Source organism: Pseudomonas sp. CFSAN084952 (genome assembly GCF_009648855.1).
Classification (GTDB): domain Bacteria; phylum Pseudomonadota; class Gammaproteobacteria; order Pseudomonadales; family Pseudomonadaceae; genus Aquipseudomonas; species Aquipseudomonas paracarnis.
Genome location: NZ_CP045767.1, coordinates 1707964 through 1731663 on the forward strand (window position 1 = coordinate 1707964; position 23700 = coordinate 1731663).

The window sequence follows — 23700 nt, forward strand, 5'->3', positions numbered from 1 at the left end:
CAGAACACTGGATGATCGAACGAAGCAGATTTGAATGGGGGAGGAATGCCCCTCAGGCAAACGCAGATTCCCTGTGGGAGCGGGCTTGCCCGCGAAGGCGGTGTGTCAGTCGCTGCATGTGTTACTGCACTACCGCTTTCGCAGGCAAGCCAGCTCCCACATTTGATCGTGTTCGCTTGGTTTTGTTGGATTATTCGTCTGCTGTCGCTTGAGCGTGATAACGAATTAGACATTCAAGCAATGTTTTCATAAAGGCTCTGTTGTCGACGATTTCATCTTCGAAGTAAGTGTCAAATAGATAAAATACGGACTCAAAATTTTCGTCCGTGCTGAGAAAATGCTGGAGTGTGTTGATGTGCCATTCTCTTTCATCTTGCTTATATTTGATGAATTCAGGCTTGGTTAGCTGGTTGAATAACCATGTGAGTTCCTCGTGATGGTTCACGTTTATAGAGGTAATTAGCTCTTCTCGGTCCGCATCTCTGGTGTTTTCGATGCAGTAGGTAAATAATAATCCTTTAAGTATTGATAGCTGTGGTTGACTTTTCATGTTTAAAAGTCCATGTAAGCAGTAAAGAGGTTTCTGTCTTCATTCAAATGCGCAAAGGCTTATCTCTGTTTTCCATATTCTGATTTATCCCTTTTATACCCTTCACCTATAAACTTCTCCATACAGATCATTGAATTGCAAAGCGAAGCGGGTTTGAATGTGGGAGGAGTTCCAGGTAAGCGCAGATCCCCCTGTGGGAGCGGGCTTGCCCGCGAAGGCGGCGCGTCAGTCGCTGCATGTGTTACTGCAGTACCGCTTTCGCAGGCAAGCCAGCTCCCACATTTGGTATTTGTTGATTTGAGCGTTGTGTTCGCTTGACTGATTGGCATTAGGGCTTGCCCCGTCCCACATTGAGTACTCGGTGTATTCAATGTGGAAGTCACCATGTGGCAGGGTCTTCGAGGCTGGCTTTTTGGAGGTCTTCTTTCCACCATTCATTAGTTAATCTATAAATTTCTTCGAAAAAACCTTTTGGATTGTCCATTTCACTCCATCCCCACGGCAGGGTGCAATAATAGCCGGGAGCCTGTCTCAATAAGTGCGAAAAATCAAAGGTTTCGTCGCTAAGTGCAGCCCCCAATTTGTCGCATAAAACCTTGCGATGTCGATAGCTTAGATCTGAAGATTTCTCAATTATGTATTTTTTGATCAGTCGTCTTCTGTCTGTGTCAAGGTTGATGTCGTAACGTGCAAACTCTTCACCTAAAGTCTCTTCGCGATCATAAATATCGAACGGGCTGAGTAAGTGCCGAAGTTTCGGTGCGTACGGGATATCTAGAAAAGGGTGTTTCAGCATTGGTCATTACCCACAGGGAATACGGTATAAAGTTCTTTGGTTTCGCGATCAAATTTTGCGATCGCTGCATCCATGTTTTCATCAAGTATTGGATTGTTTCGGTCAGAAGGGTTTGGTATGTATCCTCTTCCGCAACCCTGCATTTCGATTCGGACAACTGGGTTGCCGTAGTAATCTTCCCCGGTAAAAGGCGGTAGGTTGCGTTCTGCTCTGGTGGTTACCTCATTTAGTACAGCGAGTTGCGCTCGATGACTTTTAAACTGCGTACTTAACTGCATAGGATTTTTCCTTTAGTGGCGGTGCTGATTTGTTTAAGGGGGGGCGATCGATTATTGTATGAGGAGTAAGTGGTTCTCAATTTTTCTTACGATGTGGCTCAGCCAAAGCGGCCCTGATGCCCACTCGTGCGGATAATAATAATAGCAATACTGTTTGTGTAGCAGGTTCTCCAAAAGATTTGATTCGTTTGTATAGTATTTGAGCAGTTCTAGAATTTCTTCTTTTACGGTGATGATTACATCCGTAGATGAGACTAGTAGAAAAGCATCAATGACCTCGTCAGCTGTGGCGTGCTCATCTACCCAGTCTTGATGGAAGTAAGCTCCAAAGAATTGCTGAAGTTCAGTTAGTTGGTTGTTCATTTTTCTATTGGGTATCCTGTCAGTAAAAGGTAGCCGTCTGGCATTTTTGGTTTTCGAATTAAAACTAGCATAAACTTATAAACAGGTATGGATTCTGTGGTGCCTCTTATAACGCTCAACCCTACGGGTTGGCTCGAATGCTCTCTGATAATATGCTTGTCCTTCGTTCCTTGTAGGAATTTGGATATTTCCTGACTGTGCGAAGCCAAGCTTTTGGATACAAGTGCTTCTGCGTCTTCTAAAGTTTTGAACGTAGACGCTGCAGGTATATGTGGCTCCACCTCAAGCCTTTCTACCAATTGATAGTCAGTCCGCTCTACGTGCTTCTTAATCAGATGTCCGCCTGCTTTTTCATGCCCGTCTAGTACGCCGCTGGGTATTTTTTTTGCTGGAGCGTCGATTTTTGAGCCAGGACAAATTCCAACCTTACAGCTCAGCCCTAAGGGATCTACCCATCCCGTCGGATTGGGCACATACCGGTACCCATTGATCCCTCCCGCCAACTTCACCGGATCTGGCGTCAGGTAGCGACCAATATCTGGATAGTAGTAGCGATGGCGGTTGTAATGCAGCCCGCTTTCCGCATCGAAATACTGCCCTTGAAACCGCAGTGGGTTGTCGATTTTGCCCACGTCGAGCCGGGCGATCTGGCCGTAGGCGCGGTAGTGGGCGGACCAGACGATTTCGCCTTCGGGGCTGGTCAGTTCCTGCGGGGTGCCCAGGTGGTCGAGTTGGTAGTGGTAGGGCTTGGTTTCTTTTGGGCCGAAACCGTCCAATAGTGCCAATGGGCGGAAGCTGCCGGGTTCGTAGAGGTAGCTGCGATGGCGCTCTGCATGGTGTTCGGCAATCAGCTTGTCGCCTTGCCAGAAAAACTCGGTGGTTTTGTCGTCCACGGTTTTGCTGATGCGGCGTCCAAATGGGTCATAGCGATAGCTGGCGGTTTGGCCGTTGGGCGTTGTAACCCCGACTAACCGATGCTGGCAGTCGTAGCGGTATTCAGTGACAAGTTGCTGGCTTTTGCCGCGTCGTTCGCGAATGAGGTTGCCGAAGGCGTCGTAGTCGTAGTGGCGGTCGCCCTGGATCATCAGGCGGTTGGCCGCGACGATGTCGGGGCCGGGGCGGTCTTGCATGAGCAGGTTGCCCGCCGGGTTGTGGCCGAAGCGTTCCTGTACGTCTTGGGAGTGGTCGGCGCGGGTCAGGCGGGCGAGGGGGTCGTAGTGGTAGCGGTGTTCGCCTTTGCGGGTGTCGAGCAGGCGGGTGAGGTTGCCGGATTTGTCGTAGTCGTACTGGCGTTGGTAAAAATGGTTTTGCTGTTGGGTTACCGCATGGGCGTGTAGGCGGCTCTGGTCGTCGTAGTGGTAGTGGCTGAGCAGTTGGCCTTGCTGGCGCTGGTGTTCGCGGCCGCTGTTGAACAGATGGGAGGTGAGCACTTCTCCGTTGAGTTCGACGGTGGCGAGGTGGCCGCCTTTGTCGTGGTTGAAGGTGACGCGGTTGTTGTCCGGCAGGCACAAGGTTTTAAGCTGCCCGCAGGCGTCGTAGCCGTAGCGCAGGGTGCCCCAGCCTTGGTGTTCGGCGGTGAGGCGGTTTTGGCGGTCGTATTCGTAGGCCAACGCCCAGTGGCCGTCTTCGACGCTGAGGAGGTTGCCTTGGCGGTCGTAGGCATAGTCGACAACGCTGGCATCGGGCAGGGTTTTTCGTATGAGGCGCCCGGCGTGGTCGCGCTCGTAACGGGTGATTAGCTGACTGTTATCGTCGCCGTATTCGGTCTTCTCCAGCAGGTTGCCGTTGAGGTCGTAGGCGTAGGCGGTGCGCTGGCCGTCGAAGCCGGTTTCCTGGCGGATCAGGCCGTTGGGGTGGTAGTCGAGTTGGTAGGTTTCGCCGGTTTCGTTTTCGATCTCGGTGAGCAGCAGCCGAGTGTTGTCGTAGCGGTACTTGATCTGGGTGCCGTCGGCGTTGAGGCGGCGGCTGATCAGGTGCAGGCCGTCGGCGTATTCGTAGCGGGTGACGTGGCCGAGTTCGTCGCGTTCGGCGATGATTTTGCCGTAGGGGTTGTAGCTGAATTCCCTACAACCACCACCGGGCTCGATCAGCTTTAGCAGACGCCCGACGGCATCCCATTGATATTGAGTTTGAGCCCCATGCTCATCCTCACGCGCAATCTGCCGGCCTAGATCGTCATAGCGATAACGCTTGATCCCGCCGTTGGGCAATTGCTCTTCAAGCAACTGCCCACGCTCGTTCCACACCAGCCGATGGCAACTGCTGTCGGGATACCAAACACCGGCCAGTTGTCCCTGTTTGTTGTAGCTGTAGTCAGTAACCTCACCATCGGGATCGGCCCTACGCGTTACATCGCCTTGCTCATTACGCTCATATTTCCAGACCGCCTCACCACGGCGCACAACTCGTACGAACCCATTGTCATGCTCGTAGGATGTCGGCTCATCCTCCCCCGGAAACAGCGCCACCAAGCGTCCGGCGTCGTCATATTGATAGGCCGTCACCGCGCCCATAGGGTCTTGCTCGACGGTCAGCCGGCCCTGGTCGTCGTAGGATTTGAAATGCGTGGCACCATCCGGATCAATCCTCTGTACCAGCCGCGCCCGCTGATCATGGACATACACCTCCTGGCTACCATCGGCGTTATGCACCGTGACACGCCCGTCATCGCCCCAGGCATAACGCGTGTCCATCTGCGAAAAATTTGCCCAATGCCGGACGCAGCGCGCCGCCTTGCCCGCGCGTTCCCATTCCCAGAAGAAACTCGCCCCACCGGCCAGTTGGCGCTCAAGAATGACGTGCTGATCGTCATATCGATAACGCTCGCTTTCCCCGACAGCATTGGTCGCGCAAACCAGTCGTCCGTCTTCGTCATAGGCGTAGGAAACAAGGTTCTGCTCGGTCTCCCACACGTAGGGCTCTCGCCCTTTGGCACGATGTACTTGGTAGTCCACCGCAACGATGCGATCCAGCTCATAACGCAACAGCAACGAGCGACCCGCGCCGTTATCCAGCCGCTCAATCCGCCCGGAACGATCACGGCAAATGCGTAGACGGTTGTCATACGCATCGCTGATCGCAGTCAGTACACCGTCGCGAAAGTGATAAAAACGCGAGGCCTGGGCCAGCACCAACTCGTCAGGCGCCGAACCCAAATAGATCGCCGCTTCCGCCAGGCTATTGGTAATCGCGGGCCGAGAGTCGCTGGGCAATGGAAACTGCGTATGGCGGTTCTCATGATCGGTCCACACCACCGAATCGCCCGACACCACCAGCCGATGAGCCAGCGCATGGCTCCAACCCAACCCCAGCCCACAATCGACCTCCACCGCGCTAGTGCGATACAGCCGCGTCCACTCAAACGGCAAGATCCCATCCAGCGCGCCGTCGGTAAGGGTCAGCAACTCCTCGCCGGTGACCATCGACACCGGGCAACCATGGGTGACCGTTTTATCCGCAGGCGCCGCCGCATCGCCCTTCGGATTCGACGCCATGGCCGGCACATCATCGACAGGCTCCTGACGAACCAACGTCGTGCGCTGGGCCTTGCCGCGCACCATCGGCACCGGGTTCGAAACCAGCGTATCGCCCGCCTTCAACGGCACAGCCGGCACCGTCTTAATCGGCGTCGCCGCACTGCTCAGCAACACCGGCTTGGCGGCCTCCACATGGGTTTCCAGCCGAGGCCCCACTACTTGCTTGGCCAGCAACTCCAACAACGCCCGCGCCCGCCCGGACTTGACGCCACTAAGCACCTGAGCACCCAGGCGCAGCTGTACTCCAATACCCCGTGTGGCCCAGATCAGCAGCAAGTTGATCAACACTTCGCCGGTGATTTCACCCAGCAGTTCGTACATGTCGGGTGGCGGCAGCATGCGTACCCAGGCCTCCAGCGCCGACAGGTAGATAAACAACAGCGGCTCATCACTGAGTACCAGCAACCCCTTGGCCAGCGTGTCTTTGCCCAGCTTGAGCAGTGCATCCAGCTCGGCCTGGGACAGGTATTTCAGCAACGTTTCGCTGTTGGACTTGAGGTTGGCGAGCAGGTCGTACAGCTCGGTGATGTTGTCCCACAGGTTGTAAAGCGCCTTGCCCAGCCCGGTCGCAAAGGCAATGCCCTGAATGCCGCTACGCTTGTAGGCTGGCGCTTTGGCAAAGTCTGCCCATCGAGGCTTGAAGTGCTCGGCCCATGCCGTGCGCAAATCCGCTTCCAGCCCGGCGATCACAGACTCATAGGACGCATACAGCGCCTGGACGTGAGCCTTGGAAACAGTGGGGTAAAAGGTGATTTCGTACTGTTGGTCGCGGCTACAGTCGCTGACTTCAAGAATGCCGCTGGGGCCAATGGTCCGATGCAGTGGCGCGCCTACCGGGCTGCCGTCCTGTGCAACGGCTTGCAGCCTCACGGGCGTGTTGCCGATAGGCACGAACTGCGTGCTTTCGAACAGATGTACCAAGGTCAGCCCGCCCTGGGCTTTGCATTGAGCGACCGTGCGGCTGGGCTTGTCGGAAGAGATCGGCGCGACCAGTGCGACGTCTTCCCCAACCTTGAACACCTGCTCCACGCTAAGTGCCGAACCACTTAAAAAGCTGTCGGCCCACGTATCAAAGGTATTCAGGCAGGTGCGGAAATCCGCGAATACGCGCTCAACCTTCGGCGCTTCGGGATCCATCGGCACCAGCATCAGGTTGGCCAGCACCGAGATCAAGAGACAGCCCCATTCATCAGGGCTCTAACGAACACCACCATCTGCAATCCCTCGCACTGTTTGATCAGGCGAGGGACTTTGCAGCGGTTGAAAGAGGAGGGGAGTAGAGCTTATCCGGCAGTTACGTGGGACGTTTCAGCAGCTTTTTCGCGCAGCACCAGGCTGCACAGCGCCGGCAAAAACAGCAGGGTCAACACCGTGCCCACCAACACCCCGCCAATCAGCACATAGGCCAGGGACGACCAGAATACCGACAACGTCAACGGAATAAACGCCAGCGCCGCCGCCAGTGCGGTAAGGATCACCGGCCGCGCACGCCGCACCGTGGCTTCGATGATGGCCTCGCGAATCGCCATGCCGTGATCCTGGTTCTGGCGGATCTGGTCGGTGAAGATCAGCGTGTTGCGCATCAGAATGCCGCCGATGCCGATCAGCCCAAGAATTGCGTTGAAGCCGAACGGCTGGTTGAACAGCAACAAGGTCGGCACTGCGCCAATCAGGCCCAAAGGCGCGGTAGCGAACACCATGAACATCACGCCGAACGAGCGCACCTGGAACATGATCACCGTGAGGGTCAGCAGGATCATGATCGGAAACAGCGCCGCCAGGGCCACGTTGGCCTTGGCGCTTTCCTCAACCGGGCCGCCGATGTCGATTTTGTAACCGCTGGGCAGCTTGGCGATCAGCGGTTGCAGGTCTTTGTACACAGCCATTTCCACATCGGGCGGTTGTACGCCGTCGATGATGTCGGCGCGTACCTCCACGGTGGTGGCGCGGTCACGGCGCTTGAGGATCGGTTCTTCCATCACCGGCTGGAAATGCCCGACCTGGGCCAGCGGCACCGACGTACCGGCGCTGTTGGTCAGCGTCATGTTGTTGAGGTTGGCCAGGTCTTCGCGTTGGCTGCCTTGGGCGCGGGCCACCACTGAGACGGTGCGGTTGCCTTCGCGGACTTCGGTGATCGGGTTGCCGCTGAGCAGGGCGTTGAGTTGGGACTTGACCTCGTCGGGGGTAAAACCCAGCAAGCGCAAGCGATCCTGGTCCAGCACCAGGCGATAACCGCTGGCACGCTCGCCCCATTCGAGGAAGGTGTCCCTGGTCAGCGTGTTGCCAGCCACAACCTGACGCACGTCTTCCGACAGCCCGCGCAGCACATTCAGGTCCGGCCCGGAGACGCGGAACACCACCGGGAACGGCACCGGCGGGCCGAAGACGAGCTGCGTGACCCGTACCCGCGCCGACGGAAATTCGCCTGCCGCAATGCGCTCGCGCATCCGCAGTTTCAGCGCGTCGCGGGCGTGAGAGTTCGGGGTTTGCACGATCAACTTGGCGAACGCCGGGTCGGGCATTTCAGGGTTCAACGATAGGAAAAACCGCGGTGCACCGCCGCCCACATAGGTGTCGACCATACTGGTCTGCGGCTCTTGCAACAGTGCCTTCTCCACCTGCGCCGCCACGGCTTCGGTGCTTTTGAAGGCGCTGCCGGGTGGCATATACACTTCCAGAATCAGCTCCGAGCGGTCGGAATCCGGGAAGAACTGTTTCTTCACCACCGCCATACCCAGGCCGCACACCACGAACGCGGCCACCACCATGCCGGTCACCAGCCAGCGCCCGCGCACGCAGGCCTCCACCAGGCTGCGCAGTGTCTGGTAGTAGCGCCCGGCATAAATCGCATCATGCCCGCCGGGCACTGGCTTGATCTGCGGCAACAACTTCACGCCCAGGTAAGGCGTGAACACCACGGCCACTAGCCAGGATGAAATCAGGGCGAAACCCACGATCCAGAAGATATTGCCGGCGTATTCACCCGCCCCGGAACGCGCAAACCCAACCGGCAGAAAACCGATGATGGTGACCAGGGTGCCGGTCAGCATCGGCGCCGCTGTTGAGCTCCAGGCGTAGGTGGCCGCGTGGATGCGGTCAAAGCCTTCTTCGAGTTTGACCACCATCATCTCGATGGCAATGATCGCGTCGTCCACCAACAGGCCCAGGGAGATAATCAATGCGCCGAGGGTCACGCGGTCGAATTCGCGGCCGGTGACCAGCATGATCACGAACACGATCGACAGCGTAAGCGGCACAGCCGCCGCCACCACCAGCCCCACGCGAAAGCCCAGGGCCAGCAGGCTGATCAGCATCACCACGGCCAGGGCGACGAAGAATTTGAGCATGAACTCATTCACCGCCAGGCTGATGTTTTTCGCCTGGTCGGAGACCTTGGCGAAATTCACGCCCAGGGGCAGGTCGGCCTGGATCCGCGCTTCTTCGGCTTGCAGGCTCTTGTCCAATTCCAGGCCGTTCCAGTGCTTCTCCATGATCACGCCCAGCATCAACGCCGGGTCGCCCTGATGGCGGATGCGATAACTGGGCGGGTCTTCATAACCGCGGCTCACGGTGGCCACATCGGCGATGCGCAATACGCGGCCATTGACTTGCAGGGGCACGTTCTCGATCAAGGCCAGGCTGTCGAACGCGCCGTCGATGCGGATATAAGCGCGGGCGCCCGCCGTTTCGACGAAGCCTGAGGGCGCCACGGCGTTTTGTGCGGCGAGGGCGGCGAAGATCTGTTCGGGCTTGATGCCCAGGGTTGCCAGGCGCTCATAGGAAAACTCCACAAACACGCGTTGGGCCTGTTCGCCAAGGATATTGACCTTTTTCACCCCTGGCAGGTTGAGCAAACCCTGGCGCAGCTCCTCGGCCATTTGCACTTGTTGGCGATGGGGCAGGTGTTCGGCTTCCAGGGCGTACAACGCAAAGTACACGTCGGAATATTCATCGTTGAAAAACGGCCCGATCACGCCCTTGGGCAGGCGCGTGGCTTCGTCGCTGAGTTTTTTGCGGGTCTGGTAGAACAGTTCCTGGATTTCGCTCGGGCGTGTGGACTCCAGGAAGGTCATGCGCATCGACACAAAGCCTGGCTGGGCGATGGTCTCGACGCGGTCGTAGTAGTCCAGTTCCTGTAGGCGTTTTTCCAGGCGGTCGGCCACTTGCTCCTGCATCTCCTGGGCGGTGGCGCCGGGCCAGGCGGCGGTGATGGTCATGACCTTGACGGTAAACGAAGGGTCTTCGGCGCGCCCCAGCTTGCCGAACGCGAAGACCCCGGCGACGAGGATCGCAATCAGCAAAAACAGGGTGACGGCGCGGTGTTTGACGGCCAGTTCGGAGAGGTTGATCCCGCGCATACTCATTGATCCTGCTGACGGTTGAGGGCCAGCGCCTGGGCGGGCAGCAAGCGCACCGTGTCGCCGCTGTGCAGCAGGTGAGCGCCGAGGGCGACGATGGTTTGGCCGGGTGTTACGCCGCTGTCGAGCAAGGCGTCTTCCTGGCCGAGGCTGGCGACCTTCACTGGGGCGAAGCTGATCTTTTGGTCATCGCCAATCAGCCAGACGCCCGTGCCTTGCCCCGCATCCTGCAAGGCGCCAATCGGCACGCGGGTTTGCAGCGGCTGGCCATTGCCTTGCAGGCGTACGGTGATGGTGGAGCCGAGGGCGAACCGCTCGACCGGACCCTGCAGCACATAACGTGCGCGGTAGGTGCGGGTGACCGGGTCGGCGCTGGCGGACAGTTCGCGCAGGGTGGCGGTCACGGCCTGGTCCGCTGCGCCAAAGGGAAGCGCCAGGGCTTTTTGCGCGGCCAGGTCACGCCGGTTTTCCGGCAGGTTGACGATGGCTTCGCGGGCGCCGTCATGGGCCAGGCGCGCCACGATTTGCCCTTCGGCCACCACTTGGCCGCGATCGGCCAGTACGTCGGTGATAATGCCGTCGCCATCGGCCTTGAGGACCGAATAAGTGCGACGGTTTTCGATCTGGCTGGCGTCCGATTGCGCCGCGGCCAGTTCGGCCTGGGCGACGCGCAGGTTGGTGGCCGACTGGTCGAAGATCTGCCGCGACACCGCGCCGGTACTGGCCAGGCGTTGGTAACGGTTTTCATCATCACGGCGCTGGCGCAGTTGGGCCTGGGCGGCGTTGACGCGGTTCTTGGCCGAGCGCAGCGCCAGTTCGAAGTCGCCGATGTCCAGCACCAACAGGGTGTCACCACGGGAGACGTGCTGGCCGGGGTCGACCTTGCGCTCGATCACCTTGCCGCTGACCCGAAAGCCCAGGTCACTTTCAGTGCGTGCCGCCACCACGCCGGTATAAGCGCTTTGCTGGGTGCCGGCTGCTTCGACTTTGACGGCCAGCACCGGGCGCGATGTGGGCGCCTGGGCGGCGCTGTCGGCCTTGCTGTTACAACCACTGAGGACCACCAGCAGAGCCAGGGGCGTGAGAAGGCGCAGGGGGAGAGGGGGCATGACGAACTCCAGGGTGACCATAGGGCAAAAAATTATGGACATAATTTTTTGCTCATATTATGGTCGAAATATAAATTAATCCAGCCCCCGGATATTCCCCATGGCAAACGCCCCGGCACCCTCACGCAGCTTGCTGTTCTTGCTGGTTGCCCTCACCGCATTGGGTGAAGTCTCGACGCAACTGATCATCCCCGGCCTGGGTGCCATCGAGCACGCGCTGCAGGCGCCGCAAGGCTCGGCACTGATGGCGCTGTCGGCGTTCGTTGCTGCTTTTGGCCTGGGGCAGCTACTGTTCGGGCCGCTGTCGGATCGCATCGGCCGGCGGCCAGTCTTGATCGGGGGCCTGGCGCTCTACGTAGTGGCGACGCTGGCGATGCTGCTGGTCACCGACATCCAGCAGTTTATCGCCGCTCGGGTGTTGCAAGGCCTGGGCGCGTGCGCCGCGCTGGTACTAGCGCGCACCGTGGTGCGCGATGTGTGGAAAGCCGAGGCAGGCCCGGCCCTGGCGCTGACGATGATCGGCATGTTGTATGCCATCGTCGTTGCGCCGATAGCAGGGGGCTTGCTGATCAAATTACTTGGGTGGCGTGCGCCCATCGCCCTGGCGTTGGTGATCGGCAGCCTGGTGTTATTGCTGGCGCTGCTGTTCTTTCGCGAGAGCAATCATCACCTCGATCCCAGGGCCGCACACTGGCGCACCCTCGGCGGGCAGTATCTGGATCTGCTCAAGGGGCGCCAGTACCGTGCTTACGCGGTGGCCCTGGCGTGTACCTATGGCGCGATGTTTGCGGTGATCGCGGGTTCATCGGCGGTGTTTATCAATCTGCTGGGGTTCAGCAGCCTTGAGTACGGGCTCAACTTCGGGCTGATTGTGTCGATGCTGATCGTCGGCTCCACCTACACCCGGCGTAACATTCAGCGCCTGGGGCCGCAGCGCATTGTGGCGATGGGTGTGACGATGGTGGCGGTGGGCGGGGTGGCAGCCCTGGCGATTTACCTAGTGTTCGGGTTGTCGGTAGTGGGGCTGGATATTCCCATCGCCCTGGTCACGCTCGGCGGCGGCCTGGTGCTGCCGGGATCCGTTACCGGGGCCGTGATGCCCAATGCGCACCGTGCGGGTTTAGCCGCCGGGCTCATGGGATTTGCACAGATGTTCGGCGCCACGTGCAGCGGGTTGCTGCTGAGCCAGTTACGCGATGGCAGTGCCGCGCCGATGATCATTATCCAGGCCGGGCTTGCACTGTCGGCACTGGTTGCCTTTCAACTGCTGCGCCAACGCCAGGTTAAAACGCTGTCCTATATATAGAACGATCAGGGCCATTTTTACCGGCTAGTGCTCAAGGGTGAGGCGATTTAAGGTGTACTCACTTTGGAGGTACACCATGAAAAAGCTGATTGGTATCTACACCAGCCCCCGCGCCCACTGGGTCGGTGATGGCTTTCCGGTACGCACGCTGTTTTCCTACGACACCATGGGCAAGCACATCAGCCCATTCCTGTTGCTGGATCACGCAGGTCCGGCCGAATTCACCCCGACTGAACAACGTCGCGGCGTCGGCCAGCACCCGCATCGCGGTTTTGAAACCGTGACCATCGTCTACAACGGCGAAGTCGAGCACCGCGATTCTACCGGTGCCGGCGGCAAAATCGGCCCGGGCGATGTGCAATGGATGACTGCAGCCAAAGGGATCCTGCACGAAGAGTTTCACTCCCAAGACTTCGCTCGTAGTGGCGGCGCACTGGAGATGGTGCAACTGTGGGTCAACCTGCCGGCCAAGGACAAAATGGCGGATGCCGGTTACCAGACCATCGTCGATGGCGACATTCCGGTGCTGCCATTGGCAAACGACGCCGGCCACCTGCGCCTGATCGCCGGGAAATTTGCCGGTACTCAAGGCCCGGCCCGCACCTTCACGCCGATAGACGTATGGGACTTGCGCCTCAACGCCGGTAAAGCGGTCACGCTGGACCTGCACGCCGGGCGTAACACCGCCTTGGTGGTGCTCAGCGGCACATTGTTGATCAACGGCGAGGAAGTCGCACGCCAGGGGCAACTGGCGTTGTTCGAGCGCGACGGTAAGCAACTGACCCTGGAGTCCAACGACGACGCCAAGGTGCTGCTGCTCAGCGGCGAACCCATCGACGAGCCCATCGTCGGCCACGGTCCGTTCGTGATGAATACCGAGCAGGAGATTCACCAGGCATTTGCCGACTTCCAGTCGGGAAAATTCGGGCAGATGCACGCCTGACGGTTCACCGCCACCCCCTGTGGGAGCTGGCTTGCCTGCGATAGCATCATCATGGTGTAGCTGATACACCGCGGTGTGTGCATCGCAGGCAAGCCAGCTCCCACATTTTGTTTCCAGGGTTCTGATTTCATGCGATCTTCTCGGCATTCGCCCTGGAGTCGCCTGGATGCCCTCATTTATCGCTGATCACCCGATGCTGTGCGCCGTGGCGTTGATCCTGATCGACATCGCCGTGTGGCGCCTTATTTCCCCAAACCTTGCCAACTGGAAACTCGCAGCGCGGCTAGTGATCTTTGCGGTGTTCAGTGTCGTATTGTTCAACGACGGCATGAACCCCATGCAGGCGGCGCCCTATGCCGATGACACCACCTTGCACCTGGCCGCCACGGCATTGCAGATCGGCTGGTGGCTGTTTGCGGCGCGCACCCTCACGGTATTGCTCGGCGCAGTGATGATGCAGCGGGTCGGCCATACCGGGCGCTTGTTGCAGGACCTGATGGGCGCGGTGATTTTCCTCATTGCGATCATCGCCGCCATGGCCTATGTGCTCGACCTGCCGGTCAAGGGCGTGCTGGCCACCTCGGGCGCCGTGGCGATCATCGTCGGCCTGGCCTTGCAAAGCACTCTGAGCGATGTGTTTTCCGGGATCGTCCTCAATACCACCAAGCCTTACCAGATCGATGACTGGATCTCCATCGACGGCACCGAAGGCCGCGTCACCGACATCGACTGGCGCGCCACGCGCCTGCAAACCTCCCAGGGCAGCCTGGCGGTGATCCCCAACTCCCTGGCGGCCAAGGCCAAGATCATCAACTTCTCGCGCCCGGCAGACATGTTCGGCCTGGCGGTCAGCCTGCAAGTGAGCCCACATGCGCGCCCGCAAACCGTGATCGAAGCGCTGGAACGTGCGATGCAGGGCTGCCGGCCGTTGCTGGCCCAACCGGCGCCCAGCGTCGCGTTCAAGGCGTCCACCGGCAGTGGCGTGGAGTATGAGATCAGCGGCTTTGTGCCGGCCATGGGCCTCAAGCGCGAAACCCGCAACCAGCTTTACGACCTGGCCTACCGGCATTTGCAGGCGGCGGGCGTGGGCCTGTTGTCCGCCACCGAAGGCAGCACGCCGCCTGCGGTGTCTGGCGCCCGCGCCTTGCTGGAGCGCTCGACGATCTTCTCCACCTTGCGCCAGGAAGAAAAAGACACCTTCAGCCAGAACATGACCCTGCACACCTACCGCGCCGGTGAGATGATCCTGGCGGCGGGGGAGGTCAGCGATCACCTGTTCATCATCGAGTCCGGCGTGGTCTCGGTGCTGTTGATCAAGGACGGGCACACGTTCGAGGCAGGGCGCATGGGCCCGGGGGAGGTGATCGGTGAGTCCGGCATTCTCTCCGACCAGGCGGTGCTGGCGGATTTTTCGGCCAAGACCTACTGCACGCTCTACCGCATCGAAAACGAATACCTCAAGCCGTGCCTGGACGCCCGGCATGATATCGGCGAAGCCATGAAGGCGCTGCTGGACTTCCGCCGCCATGCTGCCCAGGCCCTGACCGAAGACGCACCCGTGGTACCGGTCAAGAAGGGCTTCATCCAGTGGCTGAGGAACCGCGGCCTGTAGATTGGTCACCTGTTCTTCGCCCGGATTGGCTATTTCTCCAGGACGCCGGGGTGACTAACCTGCTCACCAATCCCACTGTCCTGGAGCAACACCATGCAAACCCGTACCGATTTCTACACCGCTTCCCCAGACGCCATGAAAGCCATGCTCGCCCTGGAAGCGGCAGTCGGCAAACTCTCCATCGAACTGCCACTGCTGGAACTGGTGCGCCTGCGCGTATCGCAGATCAACGGCTGCGCGTTCTGCCTGGACATGCACACCGCCGATGCACGCAAGGGCGGCGAAACCGAGCGGCGCCTGTACACCGTGTCGGCCTGGCGTGAAACCCCGTTCTTCACCCCGCGCGAGCGCGCCGCCCTGGCTTGGGCCGAAAGCCTGACCCTACTCAGCCAGACCCACGCCCCGGATGGAGACTTCGACGCACTGGCCGCCCAATTCAGCCCCCAGGAACAAGTCGACCTGAGCGTCGCCATCGCCACCATCAACAGCTGGAACCGCCTGGCGGTGGGTTTTCGCAAGATGCCCAAGTAAGGCCGTCAGTTGGCTTTGAAATAGCTGCGCGGCGTGGTGCCGGTCATGCCTTTGAAAAAGGCGATCAGTGCACTGTCGCTGGCAAAGCCCAGTTCAAAGGCGCAGTAGCCCAGGCTGCGCCCGGTGGCGAGCAGTTCGATCACCCGCATCAGACGCCACTGTTGGCGCCATTGCTGATACCCCAGGCCGGTTTCCTTGAGGAAAATCCGGCCGATGGTCTTGGTGCTGGCGCCAATGTGCTGTTCCAGGTCCTGCAGCGTGGGGGGCAGGCGGTCGAGCTGGGCTAGCAGCGGCGCCAGGCGCTTGTCCCGTGGCAACGGCAGCAGCATGGGTTGTGCGGCTGCGTGGCGGATTTCATCCAGGCACAGCCCCAACAAATGGGCATAGCGACCCGCCTGCCAATCAGTCTCGAACGGCGCCAGGGCCATGGGCTCCAGCACTGCCCTGAGCAAGGCACTCACTTCGATCACCCGCACCTGGGCCGGTAATTGCTCGGCCAGGGCCGCACTCACATACACCGACCGATAGTCCACCGCCTGCTGCATCACCGCACGATGGGGCAGGCCGCTGGGGATCCAGGCTGCGCGGCTAGGTGGCAACAGGCACAGTTGATTGTCTAGGGTGATGCGCGTGCAACCTTGCTGGGTGAACAGCAGTTGCCCGCGCTGGTGCGCATGCAGGCCGGAATCGTGATTGCCCAACACCGCCGCGATGCCGATCACGGGCGCTGAGTAAACATCGGGGTTGAAAGACGCGGTAGCGGCAAGCCAGGCCATGGGTTGTCCGATTTGATGGATAAAGTGTCGAAGTCTGGATAATAGCCCAGCTGGCGCGTCCTAGAATCCGTCCGTTGTGTTTATGGAGGGATCTTGTGATGACGTTTAAAAAATTGCTGGCGCTGACCATGGCCCTGCTGATGTTCCCGCAGTTGGCCCAGACCCTTTACAGCCCGGCCTTGGGCGATATCGGCCGGGCCTTTGATGTCGCGCCCGAGCGAGCGGGGCAGACCTTGTCGGTGTATTTCCTCGCCTTCGCCCTGGGCGTGGTGGTGTGGGGCCGGTTGAGTGATCGTTTGGGGCGGCGGCCGGTGATGCTGATGGGGCTGGCAGTCTATGTGGGCGCTTCGGCGCTGGCCTTGACTGCGACGACATTCAACGCCTTGCTGCTGGCCCAGGCCTGCGCGGCATTGGGTGCGGCCGTGGGGTCGGTGGTCACGCAGACAGTGCTGCGTGACCGTTTCCACGGTGCCGAATTGGCCCAGGTGTTTTCCTTGATGGGCGTTGCGCTGGCGGCCAGTCCTGCTGTCGGCTTGTTCAGCGGTGCGAGCCTGGTGGAGTTTTTCGGTTACCGCGGTGTGCTCTGCACGTTGCTGATGCTCGCGGGGGTGTTATGGGGCTGGTGTTGGTGGGCCTTACCGGAGACCCGTCCGGCATCGCTGCCCACCGCCGCCCTTGGCCAGACGCTCGGCCTGATGCTCAAGGATGCTGGAGTATGGCGCTCGGTCGGGTTGGTCGCGGCGTTCAATATTGCGCTGTTCAGCTATTACAGCGTGGGGCCGTTTATCTTCGCGCAGCAGGGGCGTTCCACCGCCGAGTTTGGTTACAGCGGTGTGCTGCTGGCGCTGGGCTCCGGCTCGGGTGCATGGCTGAACAAAGCCTTGCTCAAGCATGGGTGGAGCGGCGAGCGGTTGGTGGTTGTCGCCGCCGCGGTGACCGTGGTGGGGAGTCTGTTGGTGTTGGCCCTGCAGCACAGTTGGCTGTTGGTGTGGCCGATGCTGTTGGTGGTGCTGGCCTTCGGCATGGCGATTCCCAACGTGCTGGGGGCGGCCCTGGTCGATTACCGTGACCGCCTTGGCACCGCCGCCGCCCTGTTTGGCTTGCTGTACTACCTGGTGATTGGTGGCGGGCTGGCTTTGGTGACCTGGTCCCAGGATCTTGGCTGGAGCCTGTTGGTGTGCGCTTTGGCGGCGTTGTGGCTGGCCACGTCGCGGCTATTCAGAAGTTGACCGACGCGCTCAGGCGCGCGGTCAACGGTGCACCCTGGAACAGGTAGTCATCACCCATGTATTCGCCGGCGTCGCGCCAGTAGCGCTTGTCGAACAGGTTATCGACGCTCAGGCGAAACACGGTCTCGTAGCCATCGACCTTGGTGGTGTAGCGGCTACCGACGTTGACCACCGCGTAGTCGCCCACTTCCACATTGCCGGTGCGATTGGCAGACTTCTTGGCGCTGTATTGCACGCCGCCCAATACCGCCAGGCCGTTGACCCAGGGCAGGGCGTAGTCGGCGTACACGCTGGCGCGCAGCTCGGGCACGTTGATCGCCTGATGGCCTTCGTACGCCGGCGTGCCGCTGCCGCTCACCCGCGCTCGGATCGCGGCCACGCTGGTGGCGATCTGCAGACGGTCGGTGGCCCAGCCGTTGGCGGACAATTCAATGCCGGTGTTTTTTTGCTGGCCCTGCTGCACGTAGTTGAACGTGTCACCTTCGGGTTTGGCGTACTGGTAAGCCTGGCGCGTCTGGAACACGGCGGCGGCGAAGCTGATACGGCGCCAGTCGTATTTCACCCCGGCTTCGATCTGGCGCGAGACGGTAGGGGCGAGTGTTTCGCCGTCATTGGTGGTTGTCCACGGTGCTTCACCGCCCAGAGAAAGGCCTTTGCTATAGCTGGTGTACAGCGAAATGTTCTCAATCGGCTTATAGATCAGCGAGGCCTGGGGAAGGAACACGTACCGCTGGGTATGCCGTGACTCAGTGCCGTTCTCGTCGAAAGCCTTTTCATCCAGGCGCACTTCACGCCCGCCCAGAATGGTTTGCCATTGCTCGTTGAAGCGGATGCGGTCGGTGACGAACAGGCCGTACTGGCGGCTGTCGAGGTTGCGGTGGCTGTCGTTCAGCGGTTTTTTGGTAGGTTCGAAGCTTGGCGTATCCTGATTGATATTACCGCTGCCGATGGGGTCGTTGACCGACTCACGCTTGTCGATCACCCGGCGAAACGCGCTGGTGCCAAAGGTCAGTTCATGGCCGATGCCGGCGGTGTCGAACAGGCCGGTCATGGCCGCCTGGATTTCGTCGTCGCGGCGAGTGTCGTCCGGGCTGCGGTAGTCGTAGACGTCGTAATTGCCTTCGGGGCTGAAGTAGTTCGGCACGCTGGCGGCACTGCAACTGGCCGAACCATAGCAACCCCAGGCAAACGAGCTGTAGTCATCAATCACCACCTTGCTACGCGCCGCGCTGACACTGCCTTTCCACTGATCGCTGAAACGGTACTCGAACTTGCCGTTGAGGTTCAGCGAATCAATCCCGACCTGCTTGCCGCCCGTCTGGTGCCCCAACAGCTTCTTCGGTGAAGCACCGTGGGGCACTTCGGTGCCCCCCAGCAGTTGATACCCCGGTACCGAACGCTGTTGCTTGTTCTGGTATTCGGCGTCCAGTTGCAGCACGGCGTCGGGGCTGATGTTCCAGTCAAAGGCCAGGGACACGAAATCGCGCTGGCCGTTGGCGTGTTCCACATAGGAGTTGAGGTCTTCATGGGCGACGTTGGCGCGCAGGCCGAACTGCTGCTCGCTGCCAAACCAGCCGCCGACATCGGTGGCGATGTAACCACTGCCACGATCATCAGTGGACACCGTCACCGAGCGCACATCCTGGGGGCGTTTGGTCACGTAGTTGATCACCCCGCTGGGCTCGGAAATGCCGCTCTGCAAACCGGCCAGGCCCTTGAGCACTTCCACCTGCTGCTTGTTTTCCAGCGCGACGTTCTGCTCGCCGGTGATGGTGCGCCCATTGATCTTGTAACTGCTGGCCGCGTTCAGCGAAAAGCCACGCACCACGAAATTCTCGTAATAACCGATAGGCGCATAACTGTCGCCCACTGAGGCATCGTTGCGCAGCACTTCACTGAGCAAGCGTGCCTGCTGGTCCTTGATCAGCGCGGCGTTGATCACGGTGATCGAGGCGGGGGTGTCCAACAGCGGCGCTTCATCAAAGCCGCCCACCGACGCGGTTTCACTGCGGTAGCCCGACTCATCCTGGCCCTGAACCTTTACCGTCGGCAACTCGATCTCGGCGGCCAGGCTGCTGCCGATGCCGCCACTGAGCAACAGGCCGAGGGCGAAACGTGAAGTGACGACGGGGCGAAAACGCAAAACCATGGGGCAAGGCCTTAAAGCGCTGGGCGGGGGGCGCCTAAGCTAGGCATAAGCGCGGCCTTTTACAAGCTTTCGCGCAAGGTTCGCACGGCGAGACAACCCGTCTCAGCTCCGATGCCGATCCTGTTGCGGCTCGACAGCCAGGCGCCGGCTTGCGATAGACAAGGCTCCCCTCATCGTTTCAGGAGATTGTCATGGGTATCGCAGGTAAAGTCGCGCTGGTCACCGGCGCCGGGCAGGGCATAGGCCGGGCTATTGCCATGCGCCTTGCACAGGACGGCGCCGATGTCGCGTTGGTGGACATTGACGGCGCCAAGCTCAACGCCGTGGCCGCCGAAATCGTCGCCACCGGCCGCAAAGCCTCTGTGTTCATCGCTGATGTATCCAGACGCGAACAGGTGACGGCTGCGGTAGAGCATGCCCACCAGACGCTGGGCGGATTCGACATCATCGTCAATAACGCCGGAGTGGCGCAGATCGACTCATTGCTCGATGTCAGCCCGCAGCAGGTCGAGCGCACCCTGGATATCAACGTCAAGGGCGTGCTGTGGGGGATCCAGGCGGCCGCCAACAAATTCAAGGCGCTCAAGCACAAGGGCAAAATCATCAATGCTTGTTCAATCGCAGGGCATGAAGGCTTTGCGCTGTTAGGGGTCTACTCGGCGAGCAAATTCGCGGTGCGCGCCTTGACCCAGGCGGCGGCCAAGGAACTGGCGAGCGCGGGGATCACGGTAAACGCCTATTGCCCCGGTGTGGTGGGCACCGATATGTGGGTTGAGATCGACAAGCGCATGGCCGAGATTACCGGGGCGCAGGTGGGGGCAACCTACAAGCAGTACGTGGATGGGATTGCCTTGGGCCGTGCGCAAACGCCGGAGGATGTGGCGGGGTTTGTGGCATTTCTGGCAGGCCCGGACGCAGACTATATGACCGGGCAGGCGCCGTTGATCGACGGTGGCCTGGTCTACCGCTGACAGCGTGGTCGACTCGCCTGCGTGGGAGTCGATCCCTTGTATCAGTGGGTTTTGCCGGGCATATCAATACCCAGTTGGTTCACGCGTCGGTACAGGGTTGCCCTTGAAATCCCCAGGGCCTGTGCCGCAGGCGAGGGTTTCCAGCGATGGCGAATCAACGCATCCAGAACCATTTGACGCTCGGGGCTGGCGCTTTGCTCTTCCAGCCCTTGAGGCTGCTCGCCCCGGATTTCAATCGGCAAATCCACCACTTGCAGCGTAGTGCCTTCGCACACCGCACAGGCGTACGCCAGCACATGCCGCAGTTGCCGCACATTGCCCGGCCACGCATAACCCAGTAGCAATTGCAGTGTGGCCTGGCCGATGCCCAACGACACGCCACTGTTACGCGCCTCTTGCTCCAACAGCCGATTGATCAGGGCCAGCTTATCGGTGCGTTCGCGCAACGGCGGCAGGCAGAAGCGCGCACAACCCAGGCGAAAGTACAGGTCTTCACGGAATCGGCCCGCGCTGACCAGCGCCGCCAAATCGCGGTGGCTGGCGCAGATCACCTGAATGTTCACCACGCGGGTTTTCGCTGCGCCCAACGGCGCGACTTCACCCTCGGCCAGCACCCGCAGCAACCGTGTCTGCAACGCCAACGGCATATCGCCGATTTCGTCGAGGAACAACGTACCGCCTTCGGCTTGCAGTAGCAGCCCGCTCATGCCTTTGCTGGAGGCTCCGGTGAAGGCGCCGGGCGAATAGCCGAACAGCTCGCTTTCAATCAGGCTCTCCGGAATCGCCGCGCAGTTCACCGCCACAAACGGCCCGTGCCGGCGCGCGCTGTGCTCGTGCAACTGGCGGGCGAAGACTTCTTTGCCGACGCCGGTTTCACCTTGCACCAGCACGGGCAGGTTGCGGTCCTTGACCCGCGCAGCCAAGCGCAGGTGCTCCTGGATCCGCGGGTCGACTTGAGTCTCTGGCAGCGCCCGAACCGAGGGGCGTCGGGGTGCATTGACCCTCACGTGTACCGCGTCGGGCTTGCCCAGCCAGTGCAACTGCCGGGTTGACTGATCAGTGGCTGCACGCAATGCATCCACATCGAACACTTCGCCGATATGCTCAGGCAGCTGGCCAAAGCGCAAGCGCAGGGCTTGACGCGCCTTGCTGTTCAAGGCGTGCAGACGTCCGTCCTGGTCCCAGGCCAGCAGCAGGTCGGGTTGGCTGTCGACAAAGCCTGGAGTGCTATGGGCTTGTAACACCCAGTGCTGCCGGGCGCTGTGCATGAAAAAAGCGTTTTCGATGGCCTGGGCGCTCTGCGCCACCATCTGCCTTATCAGGTGCTGGCTGCCGCGGTCATCCGGCGACTTGAGCGCCGAGACATCCAGCACACCCAACAGGTGGCCCTGCGGGTCGAAGATGGGCGCAGCCGAACACGTCAGGCCGATAAACGCTGCGCGAAAGTGATCACGCTTGTGCACCGTTACCGCCGTTTTATTGGTCAGCACCGTGGCCACGCCGCAGGTGCCTTCCTCGGCTTCCGACCAGCAGGTGCCCAGGTAAAGGCCGGCCTTGCGGCAGTCGGTGCGAATGCTCGCATCGACACGGTGATCGATGGTCTGGCCCTGGGCGTCGGTGAGCATCACGCAGTAGTCGGCATGGCGCACGCGATGGTGCAACTGTGCGACTTCTTCGCCGGCGATGCGCATGAACAGCTCGGCGCGCTCGCGGCATTCCTTGAGCAAGGGTTCGCTGAGGATACGTGGACCTTGCAGGGAGCCGGGGTCCAGGCGGTGTTGCTCCATGGACCGCCGCCACGAATCGAAGATCAGCGACGGCACGGGCGCCTGGGGCAGGCGCTCGGCATTGCGGACCACGCGGCTGACACAGTCGACATGCTCCCTGGAGTTCATGGCGAGCATAAAGCCTCCGGTTCTCAAGCTTTGTTGTTATGCGCGTCATTAAGCGCGCATGTGTGCCCACGGACAAGGGCACCCTGACCAACGCCTGCATTGAGACGCTGCGTCTCATGCCGCTGAGACTCAAGGGTCGAACTGCGTGGTTGCGTCTCACATTTAGTCGACCACTTGCCTGGGCATCGCTGTGTTGCACGGCTCTGGATCAAGGCTTTGCCAGGTTTTCTCGACGGTTGGCACAAGCTGTGCTGAACAGCTTGGCACTGGCCGCAGCCAGTTTTTTGTGCGTCGAGACAACCTGGAGAACAACAAGATGTCCACCCACCTGTGCACCGATCAGTTACTGCATGCCTACACCGTGATGCGCACCATCCGCGATTTCGAAGAACGCCTGCATGTGGAGTTCGCCACCGGCGAGATCCCCGGTTTCGTTCACCTGTATGCCGGTCAGGAAGCCTGCGCCGCTGGCGTCATGGCGCACCTCAATGACGATGATTGCATCGCGTCCAACCACCGCGGCCACGGACACTGCATCGCCAAGGGCGTCGACGTCTTCGGCATGATGGCCGAAATCTATGGCAAGAAAACCGGCGTGTGCGGCGGCAAGGGCGGCTCCATGCACATCGCCGACCAAGAGAAAGGCATGCTCGGCGCCAACGGCATTGTCGGTGCCGGCGCACCGTTGGCCGCGGGGGCGGCGCTGGCTGCCAAGCTCAAGGGGAGCCAGGGCGTGGCAGTGGCATTTTTTGGCGACGGTGGCTCCAACGAAGGTGCCGTGTTCGAAGCGATGAACCTGGCGTCGATCATGCAGCTGCCGTGTCTGTTTGTCGCCGAAAACAACGGTTATGCCGAGGCCACTGGCGCCGGTTGGTCGGTGGCCTGCAAAGACATCGCTGAGCGCGCCGCCGGGTTTGGTATGCCGGGGGTGATCGTCGACGGCAATGATTTTTTCGCGGTGCATGAAGCACTCGGCGTTGCTGTGGAGCGGGCGCGCCAAGGCGACGGGCCAACGCTGGTCGAGGTCAAGCTCAGCCGTTTCTATGGGCACTTCGAGGGCGATGCGCAAACCTATCGCGGCGCTGACGAAGTGAAAAACCTGCGTGAAAACGCCGATTGCCTGGCCTTGTTCCGTCAGCGCTGCCATGCCGAAGGCTGGCTGGATGCAGCGCAGTTCGAGCGCATCGACGGTGAAGTGGCGCAATTGATCGAAGACGCCGTACGCCTGGCCAAAACCGATCCCAAGCCCCAGGCCGCCGACCTGCTAAGCGACGTTTACGTGGCCTACCGCTGATACC

General features: G+C 60.3%; 17 protein-coding genes. 7 read left to right on the plus strand and 10 right to left on the minus strand.

Annotated features, from left to right (window positions below):
- Positions 1-190 precede the first annotated feature (190 nt).
- The 7 genes from GH769_RS07920 to GH769_RS07950 form a co-directional block, all read right to left on the minus strand.
- Positions 191-550, minus strand: a complete 360-nt coding sequence (locus tag GH769_RS07920) for a hypothetical protein (RefSeq protein WP_032903701.1) — start codon at positions 548-550, stop codon at positions 191-193.
- Positions 551-929: 379 nt separating this feature from the next.
- Complete coding sequence (locus GH769_RS07925) at positions 930-1346, minus strand: hypothetical protein (RefSeq protein WP_019819573.1); 417 nt, start codon at positions 1344-1346, stop codon at positions 930-932.
- Positions 1340-1624 carry a hypothetical protein gene (locus GH769_RS07930; protein WP_074059145.1) on the minus strand — a complete coding sequence of 95 codons (285 nt, stop codon included), beginning with the start codon at positions 1622-1624 and terminating at the stop codon, positions 1340-1342. Before GH769_RS07930 ends, GH769_RS07925 begins: the two co-directional genes overlap by 7 nt.
- Positions 1625-1675: 51 nt before the next feature.
- A complete protein-coding gene (locus GH769_RS07935) occupies positions 1676-1987 on the minus strand; it encodes a contact-dependent growth inhibition system immunity protein (RefSeq protein WP_032903703.1) in 312 nt (103 codons plus the stop codon).
- A complete protein-coding gene (locus GH769_RS07940; RefSeq protein ID WP_372242397.1) occupies positions 1984-6672 on the minus strand; it encodes an RHS repeat-associated core domain-containing protein in 4689 nt (1562 codons plus the stop codon). Before GH769_RS07940 ends, GH769_RS07935 begins: the two co-directional genes overlap by 4 nt.
- A gap of 134 nt (positions 6673-6806) precedes the next feature.
- The gene (locus GH769_RS07945; protein ID WP_032903536.1) at positions 6807-9881 is read right to left on the minus strand and encodes an efflux RND transporter permease subunit; all 3075 of its coding nucleotides are present in this window, start codon (positions 9879-9881) and stop codon (positions 6807-6809) included.
- Between the two features lie 2 nt (positions 9882-9883).
- Positions 9884-10990, minus strand: coding sequence for an efflux RND transporter periplasmic adaptor subunit (locus GH769_RS07950; protein WP_014718124.1), 1107 nt, complete (start codon positions 10988-10990; stop codon positions 9884-9886).
- Positions 10991-11090: 100 nt separating this feature from the next.
- Between GH769_RS07950 and GH769_RS07955 the strand changes: the two genes are divergently transcribed.
- The 4 genes from GH769_RS07955 (at position 11091) to GH769_RS07970 (ending at position 15382) form a co-directional block, all read left to right on the plus strand.
- A complete protein-coding gene (locus GH769_RS07955) occupies positions 11091-12296 on the plus strand; it encodes a multidrug effflux MFS transporter (RefSeq protein WP_014718125.1) in 1206 nt (401 codons plus the stop codon).
- A 76-nt stretch (positions 12297-12372) separates the two neighbouring features.
- Positions 12373-13239: a pirin family protein gene (locus tag GH769_RS07960; protein WP_032903535.1), complete on the plus strand. Its 867-nt coding sequence runs from the start codon at positions 12373-12375 to the stop codon at positions 13237-13239.
- A gap of 166 nt (positions 13240-13405) precedes the next feature.
- On the plus strand, positions 13406-14851 hold the full coding sequence (locus tag GH769_RS07965) for a mechanosensitive ion channel family protein (RefSeq protein ID WP_153649609.1): 1446 nt from the start codon (positions 13406-13408) through the stop codon (positions 14849-14851).
- Positions 14852-14944: 93 nt separating this feature from the next.
- Complete coding sequence (locus tag GH769_RS07970; RefSeq protein ID WP_019817347.1) at positions 14945-15382, plus strand: carboxymuconolactone decarboxylase family protein; 438 nt, start codon at positions 14945-14947, stop codon at positions 15380-15382.
- A 5-nt stretch (positions 15383-15387) separates the two neighbouring features.
- Here the strand turns inward: GH769_RS07970 and GH769_RS07975 are convergent, their stop codons facing one another.
- Entirely contained in the window at positions 15388-16158 is a 771-nt protein-coding gene (locus GH769_RS07975) for a helix-turn-helix domain-containing protein (protein WP_032903533.1), read from the minus strand.
- A 98-nt stretch (positions 16159-16256) separates the two neighbouring features.
- Here GH769_RS07975 and GH769_RS07980 point away from each other — a divergent pair, with 98 nt between their 5' ends.
- Positions 16257-17387 (plus strand): MFS transporter, encoded by a 1131-nt coding sequence (locus tag GH769_RS07980; RefSeq protein ID WP_032903532.1) that lies wholly within the window; start codon positions 16257-16259, stop codon positions 17385-17387.
- Here the strand turns inward: GH769_RS07980 and GH769_RS07985 are convergent.
- Entirely contained in the window at positions 17377-19536 is a 2160-nt protein-coding gene (locus tag GH769_RS07985) for a TonB-dependent siderophore receptor (RefSeq protein ID WP_032903531.1), read from the minus strand. The two genes, GH769_RS07980 and GH769_RS07985, sit on opposite strands and share 11 nt — an antisense overlap.
- Positions 19537-19727: 191 nt before the next feature.
- On the opposite strand from GH769_RS07985, the gene GH769_RS07990 reads away from it, so the two are divergent.
- A complete protein-coding gene (locus GH769_RS07990; protein WP_003190660.1) occupies positions 19728-20507 on the plus strand; it encodes an acetoin reductase in 780 nt (259 codons plus the stop codon).
- Between the two features lie 41 nt (positions 20508-20548).
- Here GH769_RS07990 and GH769_RS07995 read toward each other — a convergent pair whose 3' ends face one another.
- On the minus strand, positions 20549-22411 hold the full coding sequence (locus GH769_RS07995) for a sigma-54-dependent Fis family transcriptional regulator (RefSeq protein WP_032903530.1): 1863 nt from the start codon (positions 22409-22411) through the stop codon (positions 20549-20551).
- Between the two features lie 307 nt (positions 22412-22718).
- Here GH769_RS07995 and GH769_RS08000 point away from each other — a divergent pair, with 307 nt between their 5' ends.
- Positions 22719-23696, plus strand: coding sequence for a thiamine pyrophosphate-dependent dehydrogenase E1 component subunit alpha (locus tag GH769_RS08000; RefSeq protein ID WP_003190663.1), 978 nt, complete (start codon positions 22719-22721; stop codon positions 23694-23696).
- Positions 23697-23700 lie beyond the last annotated feature (4 nt).